Below are 26283 nucleotides of genomic sequence, written 5' to 3'. Positions count from 1 at the left end.
GATGCACAGCGTCCTCGGCGACCGGCGGTCGGTCGCCATCCTTCTCGGGCCGGCCCTGCTGGTCTACTCCCTCGTCATGCTGGTGCCGATGCTGTGGTCGCTCGGCTACACGTTCTTCACCGGCAGCGTCATCACCGGTTTCACCTGGGCCGGCGGCGCCAACTTCAGCAGACTGCTGGAAGACCCGGCGCTGCCCGAGGCGCTCTGGTTCACCGTCGAGTACGCGCTGGTCATCACCGCCGGGCAGGTGGTCGTCGGCTACCTGCTGGCGCTGCTGTACGTCTTCTTCCTGCGCCGGGCCGGCTCGATCGTGCGTACCCTGGTGTTCTTCCCGGTCATCCTGCCGACCGTGGCCGTCGCGCTGCTGTTCCAGAAGTTCTTCGAGTACGCCCCGCAGACCGGCCCGGTCAACGCGATGATCGAGGCGTTCGGCGGCAGCGGCGTCGACTGGTTCGCCACCCCCGGCAACGCGTTCCTCGTGGTCGCGCTGATGGACATCTGGCGGTCGATGGGCTTCTACGCGGTCCTGCTCTACGCGGGCCTGCTCGACATCCCCGACGAGATGATGGAGGCCGCCGCCATCGACGGCGCCGGCACCTGGCGCCTGATCCGCAGCATCGTCGTGCCGCTGTCACTGCCGGTGCTGGTGTCCTCGCTGGTGTTCAGCATCAACGGCACCCTGAAGGCGTTCGACTCGATCTACGCCCTCACCGGCGGCGGGCCGGGCAGCGCCACCACGCCGCTGACGCTGTACATGTACCAGACCTCGTTCGCCTACGGCGACTACGGGTACGGCTCGACGATCGCCCTCACGCTGACCGTCCTGTGCCTGCTCGTCACCGTCTTCATCTTCCGCGGAACCCGCCGCGACACAGGGCTGGGATGACCATGGCAATCCTCACCGACCGGCCGGCCACCTCCCGGCACACCGCACCCGCACCGAAGCCCCGGCGCAACCACGCCCGCACCCTTCGGCGACTGCCCGGATATCTGTGCGTCGCGCTCCTGCTCGTGGTCGTCACGTACCCCCTGCTCTGGCTCTTCCTCGGGTCGTTCAAGACGCAGGACGAGTTCCTCAACGGCTCGACCACGGCCCTGCCGGACAGCTTCACCAACTTCGGCAACTACTCCCAGGCATGGTCGTCCGTGGCGACTTACCTGCAGAACTCCCTGCTGACCGTCGTGCCGGCGCTGGCCCTGATCATCGTGCTCGGCACCGCGGCCGGGTTCGCCCTCGAAGTGCTGGTGTGGAAGGGGCGGCAGACCACGCTGCTGCTGTTCCTGGCCGGCATCATGATCCCCGGTCAGATGATCCTGCTGCCGCTGTTCACCGTCTACTTCGAGCTGCACCTGACCGGCACCCTGTGGCCGCTGGTGATCACGTACACCGCCACCGGCCTGCCGCTGACGGTGTTCATGATGGCCACCTACTTCCGGGCGGTCCCGAAACAGGTCTTCGAGGCCGCCACCATGGACGGCGCGAGCATCATCCGCTCGTTCGTCTCCATCGGCTTCCCGATGATGCGCAACGCGATCCTCACCATCGCGCTGGTGCAGTTCTTCTTCCTCTGGAACGACCTGCTGATCGCCCTGACGTTCACCACCGACGACGCCCAGCGCACCGTCCAGGTCGGCCTGCTCAACTTCACCGGCCGGTTCGGCGTGGTCGAGTACGGCCCCACCTTCGCGGCGATCTGCATCAACGTGCTGCTGATCCTGGCCATCTACGTCTTCCTCAACCAGCGAGTCATGCGCGGCCTGGCAGCCGGCGCGGTGAAGGGCTGAACCTTGTCCGCAACACGAGTCAGCGCGCCGCGCATCGAACATCACGACCACCCGCTCGGCATCGGCGAAGCCACTCCGCGCCTGTCCTGGCAGGTGGAGACCGCGCGGCCCGGCTGGCGGCAGGGCGCTTACGAGATCCAGATCAACGGCCGGGGGTACGGGCGGACCGTCAGCGGTGACAGCGTCCTCGTGCCGTGGCCCGCGGCGCCGCTGACCTCCCGCGATCAGGCCGACGTCCGGGTCCGGGTCTGGGCCGACGGCGACCCGGCTCCGACCGCCTGGAGCGACACCACGACGGTGGAGGCGGGGCTGCTGCTGGCGGGCGACTGGCGGGCGGTCTTCGTCGGCTCCGCCGACACCGGCGACGGCGACAGGCGGCCGGTGCTGCTGCGGCGAGCTTTCACGGTACGGCCAGGGCTGACCAGAGCCCGGGTGTACGCCACCGCGTGCGGCCTGTACGAGTTGCAGCTCAACGGCACACCGGTCGGTGACGAGGTGCTCGCGCCGGGCTGGACCAGCTACCACCACCGGCTGCTCTACCAGACCTACGACGTCACTGCACTACTGACGACCGGCGCCAACACGCTCGGCGGGTGGCTGGCCGACGGCTGGTGGCGGGGCGAGTACGGGTGGAACCGGGTCGGCGAACGGTACGGCGCCGACACCGGGCTGCTCGCCCAACTGGAACTGCACTACAGCGACGGCCAGGTCGACCACGTCGTCACCGACGGGACCTGGACGTGGGCGTACGGGCCCATCACGCGCTCGAGCATCTACGACGGGGAACACCACGACGCCCGGATCGAAGCGGGCGGCTGGCGTCCCGTACAGCGCAAGAACGGGACGGCCGGTGAGCTGACCGCGCCCGCCGGTCCGCCGGTCCGCCGCATCCAGACCCTGCCGCCGGCCGCCGTCACGCGTCTCGACGACGGCACGCATCTGATCGACTTCGGGCAGAACCTGGCCGGCCGTCTGCGGATCACCGTCACCGGACCGGCCGGAACCGAGATCGGCATCCGGCACGCCGAGGTCCTCGAGAACGGCCGGCTGTGCACCCGGCCGATCCGCACCGCGGCCGCCCACGACGTCTACACCCTCGCCGGCAGCGGAACCGAGACGTGGGAGCCGCGGTTCACCTACCACGGCTTCCGGTACGCCGAGATCACCGGCTGGCCCGGCGACCTGCGCCCGGACGACGTGGTCGCGGTCGTCTGCCACGACGACATGACCGAGACCGGCACGTTCACCTGCTCCGATCCGCTGATCGAGCGGCTCCACGAGAACGTGCGATGGAGTATGCGCGGCAACTTCGTGTCCGTGCCCACCGACTGCCCGCAACGCGACGAACGCCTCGGCTGGACCGGGGACCTCCAGGTGTTCGCCCCGACCGCCGCGTTCCTGTACGACGCGACCGGCGGCATCGCCGACTGGCTCACCGACGTGACCCTGGAGACCGGCGACGACGGGCTCGTCCCGCTGTACGTGCCGCACATCGCCACCAGCTTCCCGCAGTTCCACTGCGCGGTCTGGGGCGACGTGACCACGGTGGTCCCGCTGGTCCTGTACGACCGGGCCGGTGACCCCGGGCCGGTGCGGCGCGGCTACCGGACCGCCCGGGCGTGGGTCGACGGCTGCGCCCGCCTGCTCGACGACCGGGACGTCATCGCCGCGGGACTCCAGCTCGGTGACTGGCTCGACCCGGCCGCCCCGCCGGACCGGCCGCAACAGGCGCGGACCGACCCCTACCTGGTGGCCACCGCCTATCTGGCCCACTCGGCCCGGCTGCTGGCCCGGCAGGCGCGGCTGATCGGCGAGGACTCGTCCTCCTATGCGCAGCTCGCCGACCGGGTCACGGCGGGGTTCCGGCGGGAGTTCGTCTCCGCGAGCGGGCGATGTGTCTCGGACACCCAGACCGCGTACGCCCTGGCCCTGTGCTTCGACCTGCTGCCCGTTCCGCAGCGCGCCCACGCCGGCAACCGGCTCGCCGAGCTGGTCCGCGACGGCGAGTTCCGGATCGGCACCGGTTTCGCCGGGACCCCGCTGATCCTGGACGCGCTCACCGCCACCGGGCATCTCGAGGAGGCGTACCGGCTGCTGCTGTCCCGGCGATGCCCGTCCTGGCTCTACCCGGTCACCATGGGCGCCACCACCGTCTGGGAACGCTGGGACTCCATGCTGCCGGACGGGTCGATCAACCCCGGCGGCATGACGTCGTTCAACCACTACGCCCTCGGCGCGGTCGCGGACTGGCTGCACCGCACCGTCGCCGGGCTCGCCCCGGCCGCGCCCGGCTACCGCAGCATCCACGTACGCCCCCGGCCCGGCGGCGGGCTCACCCGGGCCGGGGCGCGGCACCGGACACCGTACGGCGTGGCCGCCGTCCACTGGCGACGCGACGGCGCCACCCTGCACGTCGACGTCACCGTGCCGCCGAACACCGGCGCCGTCGTCGACCTGCCCGGCGCGCAACCGGTCACCGTGAGCGCCGGCCGGCACACCTTCACCTGCGAACACCCGCCCGCGGCGGAGGACCCGATCGCTCCTCTCCCGCCCCGCGAGCATTTCTGAGGCCGTAGGCGGCTCCCGTACGCTGAGGGCCGGGAGCCGCCTACGGCGGTAGCCGCACGGCAGACGAGTGGGGACGACGGTGGCGCGCGCAACGATCCGGGACGTCGCCCGCCTCGCCGGAGTCTCCGACGGCACCGTCAGCAACACCCTCAACCGTCCGCACCTGGTCAACCCGGAGACCCGCGACCGGGTCCGGCAGGCCATGGCGACCGCCGGCTACGTGCCGAACGCCGCCGCCCGCGCCCTGCGGGTCGGCCGCACCCGCACCATCGGCCTGGTCGTCCTCGACTTCGGCAACCCGTTCTTCACCGACGTCGCCACCGGCGCCGAACAGGCCGCCACCGACGCCGGTGCCGACCTGGCCCTGTCCGGCACCGGCACCGGCCGCCACGACCGCGAGGACCGGCTGCTGCGGCACCTGGCCGAACGCCGCCTGGACGGGCTGATCATCACCCCGAACACCGTCGACCATCCACTGCTGGCCACCATCGAACAGCGCGGCACCCCGGTCGTGGTGCTCGCCCGGGAAGTGCCCGGCCGCCGGCACAGCGCCGTCCGCAGCGACGACCGGCTCGGCGGCGAACTCGCCGCCCGCCACCTGCTCGACCACGGGCACCGCCACCTGGCGTTCGTCGGCTGGCGCCGCGACGAACGCTACGACGGCGCCGCCCGGACCGTGGCGGCCGCCGGCGCGGCCCTCGACTGGATCGACGCCGGCGACGCCGGCATCACCGGCGGCCTCACCGCGGGCGCCGCTCTCACCGCGCTGGCGCCGGAGTCCCGGCCGACCGCCGTGTTCTGCGCCAACGATCTGATCGCCGCCGGGCTGGTGCAGCGGATCACCCGCGCCGGCCTGCGGATCCCGGGTGACGTCGCGGTCGTCGGGTTCGACGACACCGAGCTCGCCAGCGCCGCCTGCGCGGTGGAGCTGACCAGCGTGCACCAGCCGGCCGCCGAGATCGGCCGCGCCGCGGTCCGGATCATCCTGGACGAGATGACCGGCCCCGGCCGCGCCCGCCAGGACATCGTCTTCGTCCCCCGGCTCACCGTCCGCGAGTCGACGGCGGGTCAGGACGGCCGGGGGATCCGGCCGGCGGCCGCGTCCTCGCCGGCCTCGTAGAGGGAGGCCGGGGTGCCCGGGGATCCTGCTGTTCCGCCTGGCGACCGGCTGACCGCGGCTATCGTCAGGAAGGCCTCCACCAGTATCCATAATCGAGGTGTATCGATGTCTCGTCGCGGGCCGACAGCCGTGGATCCCGGCCCGGCTAGCGTGCGGGACATGGTGAACGACGTGCTCGCCCGCGAGCTGATCGACATGACCGACGAGGACCGGCGGCTGCAGCCCGGCGCGTTCGGTGCGGACTTCGCCGCGCAACTGGCCTACCGCCGGGTCACCGTCCGTAACGGGGACCGGCTCGCTGAGATCCTCGACGAGCACGGCTGGCCCACCGCGGAACTCGTCGGCCCGGAGGCGGCCCGCCGGGCATGGCTGGTCGCGCAGCACGCCGACCGGCAGCTGCACCTGCAACGGCGGGCCCTGACCCTGATGACCGAGGCGGTACGGGCGGGCCGGGGCGACGCCGCCCAGCTGGCCATGCTGCACGACCGTCTCCTGGTCAACGAGGGCCGCCCGCAGATCTACGGCACCCAGATCGCCGGTGTCGTCGACGGCGCCCCGGTCCCGTGGCCCTGCGAGGACCCGGACCGGATGGACGACCGGCGTGCCCGAGTCGGCCTGGACCCCTTCGCCGTGCATGTCGCCAGGCACGCGCCGGCCTCGCCCGGAACGCCCGCGCCATGACGGCGCGCAGCGGGGTGCTGCTGACGGCGGACGACGCGACCGTACGGCAGCGGCTGGCCCGGCGGGAGATCGGCACGGCCCTGGACCGGCACGTCGAACGCAGCGACCTGATGGCCCGTGACCTGGACCGGAACGTCGCGGACTGGGTTCACCGGGTGCCGACCGACGGGCGCGCGGTCGCCGACATCGCGGCCGCGGTCCTCGCCTTGACCGGCTGGACCACCGAATCCGAGGCGCAGTGACGATGGACGTTCTCCTGCTGCCGCTCGTCACGCCGCTCCTCGTGATCGCCGGCTGGTGGGCCGCCCTCCGATGGCACGGCGTACCGCGATGGGTCTTCTTCGGTCTCTGCGCTCTGCTGCCGGTGGCGTGTGTGGTGGCAGGCGTCATCGCCGGCGACATCGAGGACAGCAAGCAGCACTGGGAATGCCGCACCGGCGCCAAGGCCGGCCTGGACTGCGGCTTCGGTCTCGGCCGGTTCATCGGCTACCTCTCCGCTTTCACCGCCGCGGCCACCCTGGTCCTGCTGACCGTCGTCTCGCTGATCGTCCGGGCGATCCGCGGCCGCTTGCGCCGGCGCCGGTCAGCGCCGGCCCACGACGCCGGCAACTGAGCTGCAACCGCCGAAACGATCAACCGGCGGGGCTGCCGCACGATGGAGGACGGGTGATCGGCCGGGCCGCCGGACCAGACCCCTGAGGAGGTACGCCCATGAGCGCGAGGCTCCTGACGGCGGGACTCGCCGTGTGCGCCGGCATCGCGTTCTCCCCGGCGTACGCGGCGGCGGCCGAGGTGACACCCGGCCGGGAGACCGCGGCCTTCCAGGAACGTCTGGACGGTTCGCTGCAACGCATGCTGGACGCGATGGTCGGACCCGGCCGTTCGGTCGTCACCACCAACGTGGAACTCGACCTCGACCAGGTCGAGACCGCCCGCACCACCTACACCCGGGATCCGGCCGCCGGCGCCGTGTCGGAGCAGGTCAGCAGGCGTTCGTACGCCGACGGCAGCGGCACACGATCCGAGAGCAGCAGTGCGACCCGGGCCAACGCGTTCGACTCGGTGCGCGAGATCTGCCGGGAGGCGCCCGGCGACATCGAACGGCTCACCGTCGCCGTGCTGGTGGACGAGACCGCGGCGCGCGGTGTCGAACTGGCGCGGGTACGGGAGATGGTGGCCGTCGCCGCCGGCGCCGACCGTGAGCGGGGTGACACGGTGACGGTCGCGGCCATGCCGTTGCGGGCCGCTCCGGCGACCGCGCCCCCGGTCGCCGCTGCCGGAACCGACCACCGGCCGATGCTCCTCGCCGCCGCGGTGCCGCTGGCGGCCCTGCTGATCCTGGGCCTGTTCCTGGCCGGCCGCCGGCGCCGCGACCACCCGGTACGGTCGCCGCTCCGGGTCGAGGCGCACGCGCGGCCCCTGCCGGTCACCGTCGCCGCCATCGCCGCGGCACCGGCCACCGGCGCACAGGCCCGGCAGCGCGCGATCAGCCCGCCGGTCGCCCCGGAACAGGCGGCGGAGCTCATGCGCGGCTGGCTCGGCCCCGGCCGGTGACCCGCGTCTTGACCCTCGACCTGGTCGAGACACCACCCTTGCCGTACGGGGGATCACCCCGCCGGCGCCCGGACGGCCCGATCGGCCGCCGAGCCCGGAACGCATCGGGAAGGACCACCATGACGCAGCCGCCGAAGACCGAACCGGACGAGGTCATGGCCGCCATCGGCGCGGCCGTCGAGCAGGGCCGGGCCGGCGACCGTGCCGCGGCCCGGGAAACCCTCACCGCGTTGTGGGACCGCACCGGCGGCCACGGCGACGCGCTGCACCGGTGCAGCATCGCCCACTACCTCGCCGACCTGCAGGACGAGACCACCGACGAGTTGCTGTGGGACCAGCGGGCCCTCGCCGCGGTGACCGGCCTGGACGACGAGCGCGCCCGGCGCTTCCACGACTCCCTCCAGGCCCGCGCCTTCCTGCCGTCGCTGCACCTGAACCTGGCCGACGCGTACCGCCGCACCGGCGACCCCGCCTCGGCCCGGCACCACCTGGCAGCCGCCACCACCGACGTGGACCTGCTCCCCGACGACGACTACGGCGCGATGCTCCGTTCCGGCATCGACAAGGTCCGCAACGCCCTCGCCACCGGATCCACACACCCCTTGCAGTGACCGCGGAGGCGCCCGTGGGCACGCGGTACGGCGGACACCGGTGCGAGGACCGAGCCGATACGAGCCGCTGGCATCCGGCAGAAGCCGCTCGGCCGCCCCGCCGAACACCGCCGACCCGGCGGTCGAGCCCACCCCGGTCCCTCCCGGCTGGTTCTGAATGCTGTCTCAGCGCCGGTAAGACAGCGGTGACGACCAGTCAGGAAACCCCGGCTGGTCGTCACCGCTGTCTCAACGGCGCTGAGACAGCGGCGACGGTCAACCGGGCAAGATCTCCAAAAGCGTTGCGGAGAGGTGCCGGGCGGATCAGGGGGACGGCCAGGCGGCGGGGATGCGTTCGAGCAGGCCGGCGGCGTACACCTCGCGCAGTCGAAGGGGTTTCAGATGGACGTAGCCGATGTGGCAGTCGCACCGGTCGTTGGTGCACGGGCGTGGCCGTAGGGCGGCGCGCCAGCTGCCGTCGTAGAGGTTGCCGATCGGGTCGGGGATGAAGTGGCAGCGGCGGACGGTGCCGTCGCCGAGGACCGAGATGGCGGTCTCACCGGCGTGGCACGGCCGTCCGAGCGACGGGTGCGGGCGCACGCTGTCACCGAACCGTGGGTCCAGGGCGGTCCAGCGCCGCTCCTCCTCGGCGGTGTAGGTGTGCCCGTCGGCCGCGTTGACCCACAGGTAGACGTGCGGGGGCAGGGCCGCGCGCAGCGCCACCGCCTCGGCGTGGTGCTCGGGCAGGCCGACCACGCCGACGGAGTAGCGCACCCCGAGACCGTCGAGTTCCCGGCAGCGGCCCACGAACCGGTCCCGGGTCACCTGACCCGGATGGTACGTCGCCCACAACGCTGCGACCTGCGGTTTCGCGTCGGCCAGCCAGCCGGTGCGGGTGGCCAGGTTGGTCTGGATCGCGACCCGGCCCACGTGCGGCAGGTGGGACAGCCGGACGACGGCGTCCCGGTACCAGGACCGGGTCAGCCCCTCACCCCATGGCGTGAACAGCACCGACAGCCGCCGGTCGGTGGTGGCCTCCACCCAGCCGAGGAAGCGCTCCAGATCGGCCCGGTCGGCGCGCAGCAGGTCCGGTGGGTCGACCCGCTTGGCGAACGGGCAGTAGGGGCAGTCGTAGTTGCAGCTCGCGAGGGGCCCGCGGTACAGCACGTAGAGATCCTCGGCGGGCCCCGGAGCGGTGGGCATGCCGATCAGGACAGGCGCGGAGGTCATCGGAGCGGGTACGTCCGCATCGCCTCACGGACCGGCCCGGACACCAGCCACGGGCCGATGGCGTCGGACTGCGCCAGGCCGTCGGAGGTCAGCACGGTCCGGGTGACGTCCAGCCAGCCCCGGTCCACCAGGTCGGTGAGCTGCGGGAAGTCCTCGTGGTGGGCGGTGCCGAACCGGTCGCGGTAGCCGGCCGCGTCGACGCCCTCGGCGCGCAGCAGCGATTTGAGCAGCCAGCGGCGGCGCTGTTCGATCTCGTCGAGACGGAACCCGATCTCGGCGAACCGGAAGTCGCCGGCGGGCCGGGACAGGTAGTCGTCGATGACCGCGCGGACCTCCGAGACGGCGACCGCGTAGTCGAACGAATAGTGCAGATCCGTCGTGTACGACCGGGCGCCGCAGCCCAGCCCGACCATGCCGTCGTCCTGGCAGCAGTAGTCCGGGCCGTCCGGGTCCGGGGCGTCGGCGCGTCGGAACTGCCGCATCGAATGCCGCACGTAACCGGCCGCGGTGAGCGCGCCGACGGCCTGCCGGTACAGGTCCTGGCGCTGCCGGTCCCAGTCGGCGCGGGCGTGGGCGCGCCGGCCCAGCCCGGTCAGCGGCCGCACGTACAGCGGGTACAGGTACAGCTCCTCCGGGGACCAGCGCAGAGCCTCGTCGAGGGAGTGCTGCCAGGTCCGGGCGGTCTGCCCGTCGATGCCGTAGATCAGGTCGATGTTGAGCACCGGGATCCGGGCGTCGCGGATCGCCTGCAGCGCGGTCTGCACCTCGGCGAGCCGCTGCGGCCGGCCGGCGGCGCGGGCCTCGGCGTCGAGGAAACTCTGCACGCCCATGCTGATCCGGGTGGTGCCGTGCGCGGCGAGCACCGCCAGCCGGTCCGGGGTGGCCGTCGCCGGGGACGTCTCCACCGACAGCGGCACGGCGGGCGCGGCGGTGGGGAAGGCGTCGGCGAGGACGGTGAACAGCGACTCCAGTTCGGGGGCGGTCAGGTAGGTGGGGGTGCCGCCGCCGATCGCCAGGCGGGAGAACCGGGCGGCGGGGGAGAGGCTGTCGCGGACCGCGGTGGCCTGGCGGCGCAGTTGGGCCAGGTAGGCGGTGACCTGCTCGGCCGGCGGGTTGGCGCGGGTGAACAGGTTGCAGAAGCCGCAGCGCATCTCGCAGAACGGCAGATGCACGTACCCGAAGAGGGAGTCCTGCCGTTCGGCGGCCCACACGTCGGTGAGCGCGGGGCGCGGATCGAGACGCCGGTAGGCGGTCTTGTGCGGGTACGCGTACAGGTAACCCTGATAGGGGGAGTCGTCCAGGTTCATGTGGGGTCCAGGATGAAGTCGGCGTACGGCACGGTCCACACGGTCTCGTGGGCGACGCGGTGGCCGGTGTGGCCGTCCTCGCCGTAGAGGGTGCCGTGGTCCGAGCAGATGATCACTTGGCAGGGCCGTCCCCGGCCGGTGACCAGGGCGAAGAGGCGGTCGAGCCGGCCGTCGACGTATTCCAGGGCGGCGCCGTGGGACGCCGGGCCGTCGTCGGTGGCGCCGGGCAGGTAGTGGCGGTTGGGCTGGTGCATGGCCGCCACGTTGACGAAGGTGAACAGCGGCCGCCGCCGCGGAAGCCCGGCGACGATCGTCTCCAGGCGGTCCAGTTGGGCGCCGAGGCAGTCCGGGGCGGTCACCCCGAACGCCTGCTCCCAGTGCGCCTCGGCGAACCGGCCCGGCAGCACCCGGCCGAGCGGGGACGCCGGGTTGAAGAAGCCGACACCGCCCAGGCAGACCGTGTGATAGCCGGCCGCGGTCAGCGCGGTCGGCAGGTCCGGGGCGTCGAACACGAACGTCCCCGGGCCGCTGGTCTCGCTGCCGCCGAACCGGGCCGCGAACATCCGCTCGTGCGGTCCCGGCGTCACCGGGGTCGGCAGGAACCCGGCGAAGAAGGCGTGATGCGCCGCGTACGTGAAACTGGCCGGCGTGTGCCGCCGCTGCCACACACCGCCGGGCAGCACCTTCGCCAAGCTCGGGGTGCGCCCGCGGGCCAGGAGGTCCACGGCCACGTCGTAGCGCAGCGTGTCCAGGGTGACGAACAGCAGATCGTGGCTGCCGATCAGATCGCGCACGGCACACCCGCCCGGCCCCCGACGATCGCGCCGACCTGCGCGCCGTAGGTGTCCCGACCGTCGACCAGGACCCCGGGCAGCAGGTCACCGAACGCGTTGACCTCGGCCACCGCATGATCACGCCACCCGACCCGGAACATCAGGTCGACACCGATGTGCAGACTGCGGGGGAACAGGGCGGCGACCGACGCGCAGGTCCCCATCGCGGCGCGCCACGTCTTCTCCCCGGCGGCCTCCCGGACCGCGGCCACGTCACCCCGGGCGTTGCCGAGATGCAGGTTCGTCATCGGGGTGCGGCTGGTGCGCACCACGACGTGCCGCGGCTCCCCGGCGATCACCACCACCCGCAGGTCCAGCACCCGGTCGCCGAGGGAGGCCTTCGGGTACCACCGCTCGACGTGCAGCCCGTCCACGGCCAGCCGGTCGACGACGGCCCGGATCGAGGTTTCGTCGTCATAACGGCGTACCCGGAGGTTGTTGTAGATCCTGCCGCCGCTGAGCTCGGCGGACGTGACGGCGGTGACCCGCCGCCCCGCGAAGGCGACGGCCATCACGCCGGAGGCCGACGAACCGTAGGCCGGTTTGACGAAGACCCGTTTCCACCCGGAGGCGCGCAGCGCTTCATAACCTCCGATCGGGCCGAGCGCCTCCGGCACCGGGATCCCCGCCTCCCGCAGGAAGCCGTGGCATCGCGGCTTGTCGGTCATCAGCAGGATGTCGCCGGTGTCCTGCAGTTGATGACCGCCGCCATCCCGGATCCGGGCGAGGGCCCGACCCAGGCCCCGGAACGCGGCGGCGGCGCCGACGATCTCGCCGTGCTCGGCGGGGCCGGAGGCGCCGCGCAGCAGCCGGTCGACCTCAGCGTTCTCGCCGGGCGAGTCGACGCGCACCACCGTGCCCGGCCCGGGGACCCGGCCCGCGGTCAGCACGTCGAGCCACGGGAAGACCTCGGGCGCGGGCAGCCCGAACCGCCGGACCGCGGCGGTGAACAGGGTGACCCGGCGGTTCTCCGGGTTGCCGACGACGGCGAGCCGCATCATTCCGCCGCGACGGTGTACCGGCCCCACCGCGACTCGTCCTGCCGGTCGGAGACGTCGACGGCGACACCCGGCAGCTCGTCGACCAGCCGGTGCGCCATCTCGGCGGACATGAAGTGGTGGTGATCCGGAGCTCGTCGAGGTGGGTGAGCGGCTGCCCGGCCAGCAGCGCCTCGGCGCCCGCGTCGCCGAACACACCATAGGACAGGTCGAGAGCCTTGAGCCGGGCGACGATCGGGGCGGCGGCCACCGCGGTGGCGAGCTGCTCGACGATCTCGGCGTTGCACAGGCCGAGACGGGTGAGCGTGGGGAACAGCCGGCCGGACAGCAGCGGAGCGAGATCCTCCACGGTCGCGTCGCCGCCGTAGTTGTCGACCCCCAGCCACAGCTCCAGATGCTCCAGCTGAGGCAGGTCGCAGGCGAGGATCTGCTGGATCACCGAGGTCGGCAGGCCACCGGACTGGATCACCAGCTCCCGCAGGCTCTCGTGCCGCAGCGGGGTCAACGCCAGTTTCTGCGCACCGCGGATCCACAGGCGCTCCAGGGCCGGGAACGCCTGCAGCACCGGGGCGTAGTCGTCCTGGACGATCCAGGAGATCTCGCACTGCTCGGAGCCCATCTCGCCGACGAACAGCGCCCGCAGGCCACTGAGCCGCGCGGTGTTGCGGATCAGCAGGTCGAACGGGAACGGATCCTCGAACGGCTCCCCCCACGAACCGAAGATCAGCGCGGTCGGCCCGGCCGCGCCACAGCGCCTCAGCACATGCTCGAACGCGGCCAGCAATTTCCTCTGCGGCGTGTCGTATTCCATGTCGATGCGCCAGGCCACCGCGGCGGGGTCGGCGGGATCCACCTCCTCGTCCCACTGCACGACGGGCAGCCCCGCGAACGTGTCGAGGAAAAAGTTGATCGTCACCGGGACTCCTTCGTGGGTGAGTGGTGCCGGAAAGCTAGCAGCACCCCCTGACATTTTCGGTTCCGGTCGACCTGATCCCTGAGGAGGCGTTCGGCGCCCGTTCTGAGCGGGCGGTCTCGCCGGTCCGCGCGTATCCTGATCCCATCGTTTGCCGGTAGGCAACTATCGCACCCTCCACAACGACGGGCAGGCCAGACATGACGGCGGTTTCGGGCCGGCAGCACGCAGCGGACCCGGCGGCTGCCGGACTGATGGCATCCGACGACGTGCGGACGTTGTTCGGCCAGTCCATCGCCGTCTTCGCCCAGCTCACCGGGCCGGAGCACATCGTCGTGACGGCGAACCCGGCGTTCTTCGCCGCCATCGGCGGCAGTGACCGGGCCCGCACCGGCATCCCGCTCGCCGAGCTGATGCCCGAGCTGGCCGGCCAGGGATTCCTGGACCTGCTGGACCGGGTCTACCGGACCGGCGAGCCGTACACCGGCCGGGACGCCCGGGTGCTGCTGGGCGAGGGCCCGCACCCGCGGGAGGCGTTCTTCGACTTCACCTACGAGCCGCACCGCGACGCCGCCGGCACGGTCACCGGGATCCGGGTGATCGGCATGGAGACCACCCAGGTCAAACACGCCCAGCGGCTGATGGCCGAGCACCGGGCGCTGCTGGAGCAGATCGCCCGCCGGGCGCCACTGGCCGAGGTGCTGGACGGGATGGCCCGCAGCATCGAGGAGCTGTCCGCGGACGAGGTGCTCGTCTCGGTCCTGCTCGCCGACCCCGACGGCCGGCATCTGCGCCACGGCGCCGCGCCCAGCCTGCCCGGCTTCTACAACGAGGCCATCGACGGCATCGCCACGGGCGAGGGCGTCGGCTCCTGCGGCACCGCCGCCCATCGTCGGGAACCGGTCATCGTCACCGACATCACCACCGACCCGTTCTGGGACGACTTCCGGGACCTGGCCGGGCGTGCCGGTCTGGCCGCCTGCTGGTCCACCCCGATCCTGGCCCGCGACGGCGCCCTGCTCGGGACCTTCGCCATGTACCACCGCACCCCGCGGATCCCGCACGACACCGACCTCGCTCTCGCGCACCTGTTCGCCGGCACCGCCGCCCTGGCCATCGAGCGTCACCACATCGAGCAGGCCCAGCAGGCCGCCGAGGCCCGCGCCAAGGCCGCTCACGACGAGCTGGCCAGGACGGTCCGATCCGAGCAGGCGCTGCGGGCCGCCGCCGAGGAGCGGGCCGCCGCCGCGGCCGAGCTCACCGAGCGGATGCGCGCCGCCGCGGCCGCACAGGCCGCCGCCCCGCATCCGGAGCACTGCCAGCTCGGCGGCGCCTCCGGCTGCACCGCCGCGGCCGAGCTCAAGGTCGCCGACTCGTGGGGGGATTCGGCGTGGGGCTGTCCCGTCCACGTCGAGGAGGCGATCCTCAACGTGCGGTCGGTCTTCATCGCCAGCGAGGAGCTCGGCGGCCTGGCCGCCTACGTCAACCGCTGATCGCACCGCCGCGAGTCGTCATCTCCGGGCCGTCGGTGCCGATGGGATCGGAGGGTGGGCTGGGCGGAGGTGGTGATGGGTTCGGCACGGGTCGCTTCGTGGTGGCTGGCCGGGCTTCTCGCCGTCCTGCTGGCCGGCCTGTCCGGGTACGCGGTGTCCGGCAGCCGGCGGCAGGCGGACATCGTCGCCGAGCTGGCCGACGACAGCGCCGACACCGACGCCTACCAGGAGGCCGCCTCCCTGATCAACTGGGAGATGGCGCTGATCCAGGCGTCGCTGCGGGAACCCGACGGCGAGGAACGGACACAGCTCTTCGCCGTGTACGAGCGGACCCAGCACGCCATGGAGCACATGGCGGCCGTCGACGGCGAGCATCGGACGCTCGCTTCCGGCCTCGTGCAGGCGCACCGCAGCATGCGGCCGGACATCGTCGCCTACCTGCGCTCGATCGACCTGGGGGACCTGGGGACCGCGGAGGCGACCCTCGAGGACGTCATCGAACCCGCCACCACGTCGATCATGACGCTGGTGCTGGCTGAGCGGGAACACCACCTCGCCGACCACGCCGCCAAGCAGGCGGCCGGCCAGCACGAGTCGCGGCAGGTGCTGTGGCGCAACGCGCTGGCCTTCGCGCTGAGCCTGGTGGTGCTCGTGCTGTTCGCGTGGGCGGCGCGGGCGCACCGGCGTCAGGTGGAGGCGACCGCCGCCACCGATCCGCTCACCGGCCTGCCGAACCGCAACGGGTTCACCGCCCGGACCCGGCAGGCGCTGACCGCGGCGGCCAGCCACCGTCGCCGGCCGGACCACGGCCGCCGCGGCCGGGTGACCGTGCTGGTGGTCAACCTCGACGGCTTCCGCGACGTCAACGACCAGCTCGGCCACCGCATCGGCGACCTGCTGCTCACCCATGTCGGCCGCCGTCTGCGGGATTCGGTGCGCGAGCACGACTTCGTGGCCCGGCTCGGCGGCGACGAGTTCGCCGTCCTGCTGCACGACGCCGACCCGGACATCGGCGAGGCCGTCGCCACCCGGCTGACCGACGCCTTCGACGAGCCGTTCGTCATCGACGACCTCACCGTCGACCTGGAGATCAGCATCGGCGCCGCCACCGCCGGCCCCGGCGAGGATGTGCCGGCCGTGCTGCGGCACGCCGACAGCGCCATGAACCACGCCAAACAGCAGCGTCTCGGCTTCCGCCGTTTCACCGGCGGCGACACCGGCGACGACAGCACCGCCCGCCTCACCCTGCTCGGCGACCTGCGCCGCGCCCTCGACAGCGGCACCGGGATCACCCTGCACTACCAGCCGAAGTTCGCCATCGGGACCGGTGCGCTGGCCGGTGTCGAGGCGCTCGCCCGCTGGCAGCACCCCGCCAAGGGGCCGATCTCCCCGGGACAGTTCATCCCCGTCCTGGAGGCCACCACCCTGATCCACCGGTTCACCCACCTGGTGCTCACGCAGGCGCTGACCCAGGCCCGCGCCTGGCTCGACGCCGGCCACCGGATCCCGGTCGCCGTCAACCTCTCCACCCGGTCGCTGCTGGACACGACGTTCCCACAGCGGCTGGCCGCCCTGCTGCACCAGACCGGGGTGCCCGGCGACCAGCTCTGCATCGAGGTCACCGAGCACAGCATCATGAGCGACCCGAACACCGCCATCGAGACCTTGAAGCACATCCGTGCCCTCGGCGTGAAGACGTCCATCGACGACTACGGCACCGGTTACTCCTCGATGACCTACCTGCGGCTGCTGCCCCTGGACGAACTCAAGATCGACCAGTCGTTCGTCAAGGACATGGGCACCGACCTCAGCAGCCGGGCGCTCGTCGCCTCCACCACCGAACTCGGCCACACCCTCGGCCTGACCGTCGTCGCCGAGGGCATCGAGGACGCCGCCACCCTCGCCGTCCTCCGCGAGATGGGCTGCGACCTGGCGCAGGGTTTCCACCTGGCCCGGCCGATGCCGGCCGACGAGATCACCCGTGGGCTCCAGCAGCACGCGGTCACGCTCGGGAACGGGTGAGGAGCGCCGGGCGTACGGTCAGGCCGGGCTGCTCCATTCGGGTTTGACCGACATCATCCGGGCGGTCTTGGCCGGGTCGCGATCGACCAGGTCGCCCAGCACCTCGTCGATCTCCGCCAGCAGGGCGGCCGGCAGCGGCACGCCGGAGGCGGTCGCGTTCTCGGTGACCTGCTCGGGCCGGGACGCGCCGATGATCGCCGAGCTGACGGCGGCCGACCGCAGCGTCCAGGCGATGGCGAGCTGGGCCATCGACAAGCCGGCCTCGTCGGCGAGCGGGCGCAGTCGCCGGACGCGATCGAGCAGCACCGGGCCGAGCACCCGGCCGATGAACCGGGGTGCCCGTCCGCCGCTGGTGGCCCGCGAGTTCGCCGGCGGCGGCCCGTCCGGCCGGTACTTGCCGGTCAGCACGCCCTGGGCCAGCGGCTGGAAGACGACCTGGCCGATGCCCTCGCGCTCGCACAGCGGCAGGACCTCAGGCTCGATGACCCGCCACAGCATGTTGTACTGCGGCTGGTTGGCGACGATCCGGCTGCGCAGCCCGAGGTCGGTGGCGACCGTCAGGGCGGCCTCGATCTGCGGGGCGGTCCATTCCGAGACGCCGAGGTAGAGGACCTTGCCCTGGCGTACCAGATCGTCGAAGGCGATCAGGGTCTCCTCGAGCGGGGTGCGCTCGTCGAAGCGGTGCGCCTGGTAGAGGTCGACGTAGTCGGTGCCGAGCCGCCGCAGCGACGCGTGGCAGGACTCCATGACATGCTTGCGGGACAGGCCGCGATCGTTGGGTCCGTCGCCGGTGGGCAGGCAGACCTTCGTGGCGATCTCGACCGACGATCGGCGGACCGTTCGCAGGGCCTCGCCGAGCACCTCCTCGGCCGCGCCCATGGCGTACACGTCGGCGGTGTCGAAGGTGGTGATCCCGGCGTCCAGCGCGGCCCGGACGCAGGCGAGCGCGGTGTCCCGGGCGACGAGTTCGCCGTGCGTCAGCCAGTTGCCGTACGTGATCTCGCTGACGTAGAGGCCGCTGCGCCCGAGTCGACGATGCTCCATAGTGGATCACCCTATCGATCCGGCCGGGCACGGGGATCATCGGCGAGAAGCAGGTTCCCAAACGCGGGCGTACGGGTAATACTGCCGCGTAACGGTGCAACTGATGAACGGGGAGCCCGCATGTCCGTGCGTGCAGTGGAGTTTCGTGGCGACAACCGTCCTGACCAGGACGAGTCGGCGCGGCCGGAGATCGACCGCAGTGTCGAGGCGATGCAACGGCTCCGGAACCCGTTCGACCTCGACCTGCGCACCGTGCCGATGACTCGCGGCTGACCGGACCGCCGTGCTCGGCCGGCCGACCACCCAGTGACTGATGGACGCGGGCCGGGGTCGGACGGTGCAGCACCCGTTCATCACCGACATCGCCTGAGCTCTCGCCGATCCCAGGTCCTCGGGTCTTCAGTCGCGCCGGAGGGCGACCACCAGCACCCGCAGGACCAGGATCGCCGAGACGACCAGCAGGGAGTAGCCGAGCAGCGGGAACAGGCCGATGTGCGCGCTCACCCGGGGTCCGTCGTCGCTGCCGAGGAGCATGGCCGCCATCACGCCGGCGGCCGCGCCGATCACGGTGAGCAGGGTCTGCTGGATCAGGCCGGTGACCAGGCGGCGATCCTGGTCGTCGGAGAACAGCCGGACGTTGAACCGCAGCCGGCCGCTCTCCACCGTGTCACCGAGCCGGTCCAGCCGGCGGGGCAGCCCGCGCAGCATCGGCAGCAGCGCGATCAGCTCCTCCTGCACACCGCGGTGCACCTGCCGCGGGTCGAGCATCTCGGCGAGCCGCCGCCCGGCGACGGCTCGCGCCTGCCCGATCAGGTCGAACTCCGGCCGCAGCACCCGCAGCGTGCCCTCGAGGGTGGTGAACGCCCGGAACACCGCGGCGACCGGCGCGGGCACACCGAGCCCGTACGAGGTGAAGGTCCGCAGCAGCGCCGTGACCGCGGCGACCCCGGCGCTGCTGCCGGCCGCCGCGTACCGCACCAGCAGCATGCCGATCGCCCGCTGCAACTCCCGCTCGTCGACCTCGCCGCTGTGGTCGGCCAGATCCAGCAGCGCGTCGGTGGCGCCGGCCGCGTCACCGCTGCCGACGGCGTTCAGCAGCCGGCCGACCGCGTTCCGGGTCATCGTGTCCAGCCGGCCGACCGAACCGAGATCGAGCATGCCCAGCGTGCCGTCGGCGCCGACCAGCAGGTTGCCCGGATGCAGGTCGGCGTGGAAGATCCCGTGCACCAGCACCTGGTCGAGCAGGCTGTCGAGCAGACCGGCGGCGAGGGCGTGCCGCCGGTCGTCACCGAGTTCGGCGAGGAGCGGTTCGGCGGTGCCCAGCGCAGCGCCCGGCAGCCGGCCCATCACCAGGACCCGCTCCGAGCTGACGGCGGGGTACGCCGCCGGCACCCGGACCCCGCGCTGCGGTGACGTGGCGAGCGCCGCCGCCATCGTCTGCAGATTGTCGCGTTCCACGGTGAAGTCGAGCTCCTCCCGCAGCGCCTCGGCGAAACCGAGAGCCAGTTTGCGTACGCCGAACGACCGGCCCCACGACGTCCGCGCCTCCAGGGTCCCGGCGAGTCGCAACAGGATGTCCAGGTCCCGTTCGACGACGGTGGCGATGCCCGGCCGCTGCACCTTCACCACCACCGGGGTGCCGTCCGGCAGCCGGGCGGCGTGCACCTGCGCGATCGACGCGGCCGCGAGGGGCTCCCGCTCGATGCCGGCGAAGACCCGATCACCGAGTTCGCTGTCCAGGACCGCGGCGATCTGCTCCCACGGCACCGGCGTGGCCCGGTCCTGCAATGCGGTCAGCTCGTCGACGAACTCGGCGGGCAGCAGGTCGCGGCGGGTCGACAGCAGCTGGCCCACCTTGACGAAGGTGACACCGCCCTCGTCGAGCGCGGCGCACAGCGACCGCGCCAGCCGGCGCCGGGCGGCCGCGGAGCTCGGCCCGGCCGGTGGCCGCCCGCGCAGGAAACGGCCGAGCCCGTGCCGCAGGGCGATCCGGACGATCTGCGAGTACCGCCGGGTCCGTGCGATCCGACGCCGGGTGCCGCGCCACACCTCCACCGGCCCCGGCAGTGACCCGGTCGGCAGCAGCACCTCCAGGATCACCAGGGCGGCCATCGCGATCAGCGTGGCCACTCCGGTCGACGCCAGCATCAGCAGGAGGCCCTCGGTGAGTGTCACCGCCGCCGGATCCGGCGGGGCGAGCCCGGCCAGCAGCGGAGACGTCACCACGACCGCGAGCACGGCCGCGAACAGGGTCCGCCCGGGACCGACCCGGACGCCGAGCAGCCGCCGGATGACCGCCCCGAACAGCAGCACGGTGACGACGAGGAACGGAACGAACAGCAAGGCTTCTCCCACCGGCCGACGATAGGCGGGTATCGCTGCGCTGTGGGGGCGGGACATCCCGCCCCGGGTCGTCAGCGGAGCCGGCGGATGTCGCCGTAGGCGCGGTAGAAACCGCCGCGGGACGCCTCGCGGATCCCGGTGACCACGTAGCGGGCGCCGCTCTCCCGGATGCCCTTGGGGAACTGGACCTGCCAGTCACGCTGGTAGCCGCTGGAGACCACGCGGATGCGCAGGCGCCCGGACTCCTCGACGCACTCGACGACGATGCCGCCGGCCGGATCCTGGACGATCTCGACGGTGGTGGACGGCGCCACCTCGGCCATCCGCGGGGGCGCCTTGACGTCCACGACCTGGGGAACGGTGCCGTCGACAGCCGACCGGACGGCCTGCTCGCTGGCGTCGATACAGGCGAGCGACCCGTCGGTGGTGACGATGTAGAGCCGCTCGTCGTGGTACTGCATGGAATAGGCGGAGCCGCAGCCGGTGGCGAGTTTCCACAGGCGGGTGCCGGCGGCGTCGAAGCAGTACACCGAGGAGGCGCTGTCACCGGCGAAGATGTACCGCCCGTCCGCGGCGGCGGCGCACGAGAACACCGCCGCGTCGCACTGGTAGGTCTGGCGGTGCGTGCCGTCCTTGCCCAGCTCGGCGACCTGCCGGGCCGAGGTGCCGGCGTAGACGGTGTCCCGCTCCTGCCAGCCGAACAGGACGGCCCCGCGCGTGCCGGTGTGCCACAGCTCCTGGCCGGTCCGCCAGTCGTAACTGGTGACACCGGCGCTGTGACCGTGATGGACGGCGTCGTCGTCGCAGCGGACCATCCACGCCGACGTGCCACGGCCGGGCCGCTGCCACAGGAACTGGTCCTCGTGGTCGATGGCGGAGATGCCGCCGTTGGCGTCGGAGACCCCGAGGACACCGTCGTGGATGTCCAGCCAGTAGATGTCGATCTCGGGCGCGATCCGGTACGCCAGGCGGGGCACCTTGCCGGAGAGGTCGTAGACGTTGCCGTCGTCGCAGCCGGCGTAGATCCAGCCGTCGTCGGCGACGATGCACTTGACACCGTCCGGGAGCCGAACCTGCTGCTGCACCTCGGCCCGATGGTTCAGCGTGGTGATCAGACCGGCCTCGTTGCCGACCATGCAGACGTCGCCGTCGACGAACACCCCGAACGCCGGGCTGCCGGACCGGTAACGCCACAGCACGGGAGCGCTCTTGGCGGTGGAGCGGGTGCTGACGATCTGCCGCCGGGTGACGGAACGGGGCTGACGCTGACCGATGACCGCCGGCGCGTACCCCTTGCGGACCTTCTCCCCGATCTTCTTCGCGGCCTCGGCCCGCGCCTTGTCCACGGTCGTGAACGACGACTGTTTGACCTGGCCCCGGTCACCGATCCGCCCATAGCGGACGGTCAGATCGGTGCCGTCGACCGTCACCTCGTAGAACTTGTGGGAACTCCCGGCGTCTTCGGAGAGCTCGAGGTACGTCGTTTCGGCCGGCATCCGGGCCACCTTTCGGCAGAGGGGGGAACGCCGGAAAAGCTAACCGGTGGGTACGACATTCCCGGCCGCCCTCCGCGGTACAGCGGCTCCACCAGGGGTGATCCCCGGGCATGACGGATCTCGACCGGCCGCTCGCCCGGGATGTGCCGCCCGCGCCGCACAGCGCCGGCGGGGAGCGGGTGGCCACGTTCGATCTCAGTGGGGTGGCGCCACCGGCCCGGCCGGCGCGGCGGTGGGTTCCGCGGACTGGCGTTTCGACCTCGCCGAGGGCTGCCCAGCGCACTGCCAGTACTGCTACCTCGCCGGTTCGCTGTCCGGGCCGCCGGTCACCCGGGTCTACGCCGACCTGGACGAGATCCTCGACGGGCTCGCGGAGTACGAAGGACGCGGCACGATCACCAGCCGCCGGGCGGCGAGACGCGACGAGGGTACGACGTTCGAGGCGTCCTGCTACACCGATCCGCTCGCGCTGGAACACCTCACCGGCAGCTGGCGGCGGGCGATCGAGCACTTCGGCGCGTGGGACGCCCCGGTGCAGTTGCGGTGGACCACCAAGTTCGGCGACGTGGCGTCGCTGGTGGGGCTCGGGCACCACGGGCGTACCCGGGTCCGGTTCAGCGTCGACTGCCTGCCGGTGACGACCCGGTACGAAGGCGGCACGAGCCCGCTGGGGACCGGCCGGCCGGGTTGCGGCGGCTCGCGCTCGACGGGTACCCGGTCGGTCTGACGATCGCGCCGATCATGCCGGTCGACGACTGGCGTACGGCGTACGGGGCACTGATCGCTGCGGTGGAGGCCGCCGTCGAGGGTGTGCCCGATCTCGACCTGACCGCTGAACTGATCACCCACCGGTTCACGCCGGGCAGCAAGGAGGTGCTGCTCGGCTGGTATCCGCGTACCCGGCTGGAGATGGACGAGGAGGCCCGGTCCCGCAAACGCGGCAAGTTCGGGGCGGTCAAGTACGTCTATCCGGCCTCGCTGATGGCCGACCTGCGCACCTGGTTCGAGAACGAGATCGCCCGCCGGCTGCCGACCTGCCGCGTCCTTTACTGGACGTGAGTCCCGCGCCCTGTCACGGCAGGGGGCCGACGGTCTCCACCGGTTCCGCGGTGGTGGCGCCGGGGGAGACCGGGTCGGTGGGGGACGGGGTGGTCTCGTCGTCCGGAAGCAGGCGCCAGGCGCTGACCCCGAACCGGCCGGTGCTGCCGAGGTCGAGACCACCGCGCGGGTCGACGATCCGGGACGGGCGACCGGCCAGTGGGGCGATGTCGAGGAACTCCACCCGCACCGGGGGCTGCCGTACGTCGTCGTAGGTGTTGCGCCAGGCCACGGCCGTGCCGGCCTGCTGTCCCGGCTCGAGGGTCACCGGCTTCGGCGGCCCGTCCCACGGCATGGTGCCGGTGATCTCCGTCACGCCGTGAAGGATCCGCACCTTCAGCTTCGTGAGGTCCTCGTCGAGCGGCCGCACCGCCGGGTAGCCGTTCAGCCGGTAGGTCTCCGACCCACAGTTGATCAACTTGATGCCGAGCACCCGCAGCCCCATCGCGGCGTCCCCCTCGCCGACCTCGAACCGGACACCCTCCGGCGGGCACGTCACGGCGGTCGCCGACGGCGTCACCTGCCCCGGCAGGGTGATCGCCGGCCCCGAGGGGCGGCCCGCCGACGAGTCCGGCCGGCTCACCGGCCGGGCACAGCCGGCGAGCGACGCCACGAGCACCGGCACGACGAAGCAGCGGGAGACCCGGTTCCTGATCACCGGCCCATTCTGGCCGTCCCCGGCAACCCGCCGCCCACATCCCGCGGAGATCTCACTGAGCGGCGAGCATCGCGTCCGTCTCGGCATCGGGCATGATCTCGCGGACCTCTTGGGCGCAGCGGCAAGCGGAAGCGATCTTGGCCGCCCATGTCAGCGCCTCTTCGCGGGAGGCCACCTCGAACACCACGAACCCGCCGATGACGGCCTTGGTCTCCGGGTCCGGGCCATCGGTGACCGTTCCGTCCGGGGCCACGATGCTCGCCCTCTGGCGGCCGATCCCGCCGCCGGACACGAACACGCCGGCGTTCACGGCCTCCTGCATCACCGCGTGCGCGGCTTCGCCCACCTCGGGGAACTCCTCGTCCCGGATGTGGTCCATCGCGCCGTCGTCGAACGAGATCAAGTACCGCGTCATCCCACATCCCCGTTGTCCCGGCGGCTGCGTCTCGCCGCCTGCCGTCTACGAACGACTCACCGCGCTCAGATGCTATGCCGGCGGATTCCCCACGGCGATCTCCGTCGTCCGCGTCCGCCGGGTTCCACCGCCGGAGCGCCCGAGCCGCGGGCACGAGCGCCCGGAGGTTCCTGTCCGGGCGTACCGGAGATCGGCCTGATCAGACCCGGGCGGTGATCAGGAAGTGCATCTGGACGTCGTGGCCGGGCGTCACCCCGTACCGCTGGTCCAGCTCGTAGATCGTGGTCAGCGGGATGCTGGTGACGTTCTCGAGGCCGGCGTCGGCGAGCGCCAGGACGGTCTCGTCGATGGACTTGGCGGCGGCCAGCGGCAGCACGGCCCGGACGTCGTCGTCGTAGGACTCGGCGAACCGGCGCGGGCCCTCGTCGAGGCCGTTCGGGAACCAGGTGGTGTCGACCATGGCGACCAGGCCGCCGGGGCGCAGCAGCTTCCGCCAGTTGGCGACCGCGGTGGCCGGCTCCCGCAGCGTCCACATCACGTACCGGCCGACGATCGCGTCGAAACTGGCGGCCGGGAAGTCGGGGGCGACCGCGTCGCCGAGCCGGAAGTCGGGGGCGTCATCCAGGCCGGCGGCGTGCCGGCGGGCCAGATCGAGCATGCCGTCGGACAGGTCGATGCCGGTGACCCGGTGCCCGAGGGCGGCGAGCGTGAACGCGGCCTGGCCGGATCCGGTGCCCACGTCCAGGATGTCGAGCGGTCCGGCGGGCAGCGCCTCGGCCCAGATGGCGGACCACGCCCGGTCGTCGTCGGCGAGCCGGTCGGGACGCTGCTGCTCGGCGTCGTAGCCGGAGGCGCGGCCGGTCCAGTAGTCGTTGATCCGGTTCTGGGCGTTCACACGGCCTCCTCGTTCGGTCGAGGCCGTCCAGTACCACGATCGAGCGGGTGCTCAAACCCGCTGCCCCCGGAACCGTTCGGGGCCAGGCGATGTAGAGCTTGCGCCGGGTCCGGCGGACGGTCCAGACGGTGCGGTCGCCGGCGTGCAGGCGTACGGCGACGCCAGGGCCCAGCGCGATCTCCGAGCCGTCGGTGAAGGCGACCGCGCCGTCACCGGACAGCACGAGGAAGATCTCGTCGACCTCGGTGTCGGTGACCGTCCCGGCGGTCAGCTCCCCCACCCCGACCCGGGTCTCGCCGAGGTCGCCCAGCCGGCGTGCGCCGAGGAGATCTCCCGGGCCGGCGAGTCGGCGCGGGCCCGGTCCGCTTCGGGCGGCAGTGTGTCGATCTCCCGTCGGGCTCCCGCCGGGACACTCCGGTGGGAGCGTCCCGGTGGGCAGACGGCGTCCGGGTCAGGCCAGACGGCGTACGACGTAGTTGCTGCTCCAGATCTTCTGCTTGCTGACCGTCTTGCCGGTGCGCGGCGCCGACCACATCTTGCCGCCACCGGCGTAGATGCCGGCGTGCGTGCCGTACGAGCCCTTGCGGATGATGATCAGGTCACCGGGGCGGGCGTTGGCCTTGGCGACCGGCTTGCCGTACTTCTGCTGCAGGTTCGCCTTGTGCGGCAGTTTGCGCCCGGTGGTCTTCTTGTAGACGTACAGGGTGAACCCGGAGCAGTCGAAGCGGTTCGGCCCGACCGCGCCGAACTTGTACTTCTTGCCCTTGTGCCGGGCCGCCTCGTTGACGACCCGGACACCGGCCGCCTGGGCGCGGGCGGTCGCGACCTTGACGGCGACGGTCGTGCCGGCCTGCGGCACTGCCCGGGCGACGGTGACGCCGGCGGTCTGCGGGGCGGCGGAGGCGGCCTGTGGTGTACCGAGCCCGCCGGTCAGGAGACCGAGACTCACGGACAGGGCGATGGTGCCGGCGCCCAGGGTGCGGGTGGGCCGGCTCGAGGTGCTGGTGCGCACGGTGAAGGAATCCCTCCGGCACGCCTGCGGGGTTAGCTGTCGGGTTCGGGCGCGAAGGATTGCCCGGCCGCTGGTCGCGGCTTCACCCCGAGACTCTCCGGTCCGGCCACCGTGAAGGGCGGGCCGGCCGAGGGTCGATATGTGGGTTCCCCGTCCCTGCCCCCGATTGCCTCATGACTCGTCATGCGGGCTCGTGCCGCCGGACCGGGGCAGGGCTCGGCGTGATCC

Annotated in this window: 25 protein-coding genes, 2 pseudogenes and 1 riboswitch; of the genes and pseudogenes, 14 read left to right on the top strand and 13 right to left on the bottom strand. The window is 72.3% G+C overall.

Annotated elements, in window-relative coordinates:
• Position 1 precedes the first annotated feature (1 nt).
• The 9 genes from Aut01nite_RS01035 to Aut01nite_RS00995 all read left to right on the top strand — a co-directional run bounded on the left by Aut01nite_RS01035 (position 2) and on the right by Aut01nite_RS00995 (position 8319).
• The gene (locus Aut01nite_RS01035) at positions 2 to 886 is read left to right on the top strand and encodes a carbohydrate ABC transporter permease (protein WP_043524941.1); all 885 of its coding nucleotides are present in this window, start codon (positions 2 to 4) and stop codon (positions 884 to 886) included.
• Positions 887 to 888: 2 nt separating this feature from the next.
• Entirely contained in the window at positions 889 to 1785 is an 897-nt protein-coding gene (locus Aut01nite_RS01030) for a carbohydrate ABC transporter permease (RefSeq protein WP_043524943.1), read from the top strand.
• 3 nt (positions 1786 to 1788) lie between these two features.
• Positions 1789 to 4353, top strand: coding sequence for a glycoside hydrolase family 78 protein (locus Aut01nite_RS01025; RefSeq protein ID WP_052163689.1), 2565 nt, complete (start codon positions 1789 to 1791; stop codon positions 4351 to 4353).
• 79 nt (positions 4354 to 4432) lie between these two features.
• Positions 4433 to 5473 (top strand): LacI family DNA-binding transcriptional regulator, encoded by a 1041-nt coding sequence (locus Aut01nite_RS01020; protein ID WP_052163690.1) that lies wholly within the window; start codon positions 4433 to 4435, stop codon positions 5471 to 5473.
• A gap of 159 nt (positions 5474 to 5632) precedes the next feature.
• Positions 5633 to 6154, top strand: a complete 522-nt coding sequence (locus Aut01nite_RS01015; protein WP_043524944.1) for a DUF6624 domain-containing protein — start codon at positions 5633 to 5635, stop codon at positions 6152 to 6154.
• Positions 6151 to 6396, top strand: coding sequence for a hypothetical protein (locus tag Aut01nite_RS01010; protein WP_052163691.1), 246 nt, complete (start codon positions 6151 to 6153; stop codon positions 6394 to 6396). The genes Aut01nite_RS01015 and Aut01nite_RS01010 overlap by 4 nt, the downstream gene beginning before the upstream one ends.
• A 2-nt stretch (positions 6397 to 6398) precedes the next feature.
• Entirely contained in the window at positions 6399 to 6767 is a 369-nt protein-coding gene (locus Aut01nite_RS01005; RefSeq protein WP_043524946.1) for a hypothetical protein, read from the top strand.
• A gap of 98 nt (positions 6768 to 6865) precedes the next feature.
• A complete protein-coding gene (locus Aut01nite_RS01000; RefSeq protein WP_083998936.1) occupies positions 6866 to 7708 on the top strand; it encodes a flagellar M-ring protein FliF C-terminal domain-containing protein in 843 nt (280 codons plus the stop codon).
• A gap of 119 nt (positions 7709 to 7827) precedes the next feature.
• Positions 7828 to 8319, top strand: coding sequence for a hypothetical protein (locus Aut01nite_RS00995; RefSeq protein WP_043524948.1), 492 nt, complete (start codon positions 7828 to 7830; stop codon positions 8317 to 8319).
• Between the two features lie 303 nt (positions 8320 to 8622).
• Here the strand turns inward: Aut01nite_RS00995 and Aut01nite_RS00990 are convergent, their stop codons facing one another.
• From Aut01nite_RS00990 to Aut01nite_RS00970, 5 genes and pseudogenes are all read right to left on the bottom strand, one after another.
• Entirely contained in the window at positions 8623 to 9501 is an 879-nt protein-coding gene (locus Aut01nite_RS00990) for an STM4011 family radical SAM protein (protein WP_043525022.1), read from the bottom strand.
• 23 nt (positions 9502 to 9524) lie between these two features.
• A complete protein-coding gene (locus tag Aut01nite_RS00985; RefSeq protein WP_043524949.1) occupies positions 9525 to 10835 on the bottom strand; it encodes an STM4012 family radical SAM protein in 1311 nt (436 codons plus the stop codon).
• Entirely contained in the window at positions 10832 to 11629 is a 798-nt protein-coding gene (locus Aut01nite_RS00980) for an STM4013/SEN3800 family hydrolase (RefSeq protein WP_043524950.1), read from the bottom strand. The genes Aut01nite_RS00985 and Aut01nite_RS00980 overlap by 4 nt, the downstream gene beginning before the upstream one ends.
• Positions 11617 to 12666 (bottom strand): STM4014 family protein, encoded by a 1050-nt coding sequence (locus Aut01nite_RS00975; protein ID WP_052163700.1) that lies wholly within the window; start codon positions 12664 to 12666, stop codon positions 11617 to 11619. Before Aut01nite_RS00975 ends, Aut01nite_RS00980 begins: the two co-directional genes overlap by 13 nt.
• A 184-nt stretch (positions 12667 to 12850) precedes the next feature.
• Positions 12851 to 13477, bottom strand: a pseudogene (locus Aut01nite_RS00970) (STM4015 family protein); the annotation flags it as partial.
• Positions 13478 to 13848: 371 nt separating this feature from the next.
• Between Aut01nite_RS00970 and Aut01nite_RS00965 the strand changes: the two are divergent.
• On the top strand, positions 13849 to 15072 hold the full coding sequence (locus Aut01nite_RS00965; RefSeq protein ID WP_239124586.1) for a GAF domain-containing protein: 1224 nt from the start codon (positions 13849 to 13851) through the stop codon (positions 15070 to 15072).
• A gap of 54 nt (positions 15073 to 15126) precedes the next feature.
• Positions 15127 to 17094: a putative bifunctional diguanylate cyclase/phosphodiesterase gene (locus Aut01nite_RS00960; protein ID WP_052163692.1), complete on the top strand. Its 1968-nt coding sequence runs from the start codon at positions 15127 to 15129 to the stop codon at positions 17092 to 17094.
• An 18-nt stretch (positions 17095 to 17112) separates the two neighbouring features.
• Here Aut01nite_RS00960 and Aut01nite_RS00955 read toward each other — a convergent pair whose 3' ends face one another.
• Positions 17113 to 18138: an aldo/keto reductase family protein gene (locus Aut01nite_RS00955; RefSeq protein WP_043524953.1), complete on the bottom strand. Its 1026-nt coding sequence runs from the start codon at positions 18136 to 18138 to the stop codon at positions 17113 to 17115.
• Positions 18139 to 18258: 120 nt separating this feature from the next.
• Between Aut01nite_RS00955 and Aut01nite_RS00950 the strand changes: the two genes are divergently transcribed.
• Positions 18259 to 18411 (top strand): hypothetical protein, encoded by a 153-nt coding sequence (locus Aut01nite_RS00950; protein ID WP_161790634.1) that lies wholly within the window; start codon positions 18259 to 18261, stop codon positions 18409 to 18411.
• A 126-nt stretch (positions 18412 to 18537) separates the two neighbouring features.
• Here the strand turns inward: Aut01nite_RS00950 and Aut01nite_RS00945 are convergent, their stop codons facing one another.
• Both Aut01nite_RS00945 and Aut01nite_RS00940 read right to left on the bottom strand, forming a co-directional pair.
• Positions 18538 to 20493: an ABC1 kinase family protein gene (locus Aut01nite_RS00945; RefSeq protein WP_043524954.1), complete on the bottom strand. Its 1956-nt coding sequence runs from the start codon at positions 20491 to 20493 to the stop codon at positions 18538 to 18540.
• A gap of 59 nt (positions 20494 to 20552) precedes the next feature.
• Positions 20553 to 21977: a WGR domain-containing protein gene (locus tag Aut01nite_RS00940; protein ID WP_204037395.1), complete on the bottom strand. Its 1425-nt coding sequence runs from the start codon at positions 21975 to 21977 to the stop codon at positions 20553 to 20555.
• Between the two features lie 232 nt (positions 21978 to 22209).
• Between Aut01nite_RS00940 and Aut01nite_RS43150 the strand changes: the two genes are divergently transcribed.
• Both Aut01nite_RS43150 and Aut01nite_RS43145 read left to right on the top strand, forming a co-directional pair.
• The gene (locus Aut01nite_RS43150) at positions 22210 to 22704 is read left to right on the top strand and encodes an SPL family radical SAM protein (protein WP_236642809.1); all 495 of its coding nucleotides are present in this window, start codon (positions 22210 to 22212) and stop codon (positions 22702 to 22704) included.
• Between the two features lie 14 nt (positions 22705 to 22718).
• Positions 22719 to 23036, top strand: coding sequence for a spore photoproduct lyase family protein (locus Aut01nite_RS43145; RefSeq protein WP_236642807.1), 318 nt, complete (start codon positions 22719 to 22721; stop codon positions 23034 to 23036).
• A gap of 13 nt (positions 23037 to 23049) precedes the next feature.
• Here Aut01nite_RS43145 and Aut01nite_RS00930 read toward each other — a convergent pair whose 3' ends face one another.
• The 5 genes and pseudogenes from Aut01nite_RS00930 to Aut01nite_RS00915 all read right to left on the bottom strand — a co-directional run bounded on the left by Aut01nite_RS00930 (position 23050) and on the right by Aut01nite_RS00915 (position 26055).
• Complete coding sequence (locus Aut01nite_RS00930) at positions 23050 to 23733, bottom strand: DUF4232 domain-containing protein (protein WP_052163960.1); 684 nt, start codon at positions 23731 to 23733, stop codon at positions 23050 to 23052.
• 52 nt (positions 23734 to 23785) lie between these two features.
• On the bottom strand, positions 23786 to 24148 hold the full coding sequence (locus Aut01nite_RS00925; protein WP_043527109.1) for a YciI family protein: 363 nt from the start codon (positions 24146 to 24148) through the stop codon (positions 23786 to 23788).
• A gap of 199 nt (positions 24149 to 24347) precedes the next feature.
• Complete coding sequence (locus Aut01nite_RS00920; protein ID WP_052163959.1) at positions 24348 to 25043, bottom strand: class I SAM-dependent methyltransferase; 696 nt, start codon at positions 25041 to 25043, stop codon at positions 24348 to 24350.
• A gap of 103 nt (positions 25044 to 25146) precedes the next feature.
• Positions 25147 to 25353, bottom strand: a pseudogene (locus Aut01nite_RS44710) (cupin domain-containing protein); the annotation flags it as partial.
• 141 nt (positions 25354 to 25494) lie between these two features.
• Positions 25495 to 26055, bottom strand: coding sequence for a C40 family peptidase (locus Aut01nite_RS00915; RefSeq protein ID WP_052163958.1), 561 nt, complete (start codon positions 26053 to 26055; stop codon positions 25495 to 25497).
• A 6-nt stretch (positions 26056 to 26061) separates the two neighbouring features.
• A riboswitch (cyclic di-AMP (ydaO/yuaA leader) is annotated at positions 26062 to 26194 on the bottom strand.
• Positions 26195 to 26283 lie beyond the last annotated feature (89 nt).

It is taken from the genome of Actinoplanes utahensis (genome assembly GCF_016862455.1).
Lineage (GTDB): Bacteria > Actinomycetota > Actinomycetes > Mycobacteriales > Micromonosporaceae > Actinoplanes > Actinoplanes utahensis.
The sequence above is the reverse complement of the archived record's forward strand: the minus strand, read 5'-3'. Positions and strand labels throughout refer to the sequence as shown.